This window comes from Pseudomonas sp. P5_B2, assembly GCF_056400445.1.
Genome location: NZ_JBFULH010001001.1, coordinates 1 through 1,177, shown reverse-complemented (window position 1 = coordinate 1,177; position 1,177 = coordinate 1). Strand labels below are relative to the sequence as shown.

The 1,177-nt window shown below is 54.3% G+C and carries 1 protein-coding gene; it reads left to right on the top strand.

Annotated elements, in window-relative coordinates; all coding sequences use genetic code 11:
- Nucleotides 1–22: 22 nt before the first annotated feature.
- Nucleotides 23–1,177: protease Lon-related BREX system protein BrxL (gene brxL / locus AC1DRJ_RS28680; RefSeq protein WP_477805110.1), on the top strand; the 1,155-nt coding region annotated here is incomplete at its 3' end.

The following is a 1,177-nucleotide window of genomic DNA, read 5'->3' as shown; positions in this document are numbered from 1 at the left end:
TTTTTTGAGAGTACGAGACTAGATGGAAACCCAAGTGGATAAAGATCTCGATCAATTGCTCAACGAGCACTTCACCGGTCGCGTGGTGCGCAAGGACCTGACCAAGCTGATCAAGGAAGGCGCTAACGTACCGGTTTATGTGCTTGAGTACTTGCTGGGTATGTACTGCGCGTCCGATGACTCAGAGGTGATCGAGCACGGACTGAAGAATGTGAAGACAATTTTAGCCGAAAACTACGTTCGCCCGGATGAGGCTGAGAAGGTCAAGTCTCTAGTTCGCGAGCGTGGTACGTACAAGGTGATCGACCGAGTCACCGTGCGTCTGAATGAGAAAAAAGATCGCTACGAAGCCTCGTTCAGCAACCTCGGCATCAAGGACGCGGAGATCTCTGCCGGCATCGTCAAGGAATACGAGAAGCTCCTTGTGGGCGGTATCTGGGTGATCGCAACGCTGAGCTATTACCACGAGGAAGGCCAATCGGGATCTCCTTTTGGCGTCACGCTCCTCAAGCCGATCCAGATGCCGAATATGAACATGCAGGAGTTGTTCACCGGGCGCGCCGCCCTGAACACATCACAATGGCGCGAGGCCTTGATCCGCTCCATCGGCATGGAGCCCTCGACCCTGGATGAGTCAGTACAGTGGCATTTGCTGGCCCGCATGGTTCCCTTCGTGGAGAACAACTACAACGTTTGCGAGCTCGGCCCCCGCGGTACCGGCAAGAGCCACATCTACAAGGAATGCTCACCGAATAGCATGCTTGTTTCTGGCGGCCAAACCACCGTCGCTAACCTGTTCTACAACATGAGCAGTCGCCGTATCGGTCTGGTCGGTCTTTGGGATGTAGTGGCATTCGATGAGGTGGCAGGCATCAACTTCAAGGACAGGGACGGCGTGCAAATCATGAAGGACTTCATGGCCTCCGGCTCCTTCGGTCGTGGCCGTGAGCAGATGGAAGCCTCCGCTTCCATGGTCTTCGTCGGAAACATCAATCAGAGCGTCGAGTCGCTGGTGAAAACCAGTCACCTGTTGGCCCCCTTCCCTGAGCAGATGATCGACGCCGCCTTTTTCGACCGATTTCACGCTTACATTCCTGGCTGGGAAATCCCAAAAATGCGCCCGGAATTTTTCACCAATAGATACGGACTGATCGTCGATTACCTGGCTGAGTTTTTC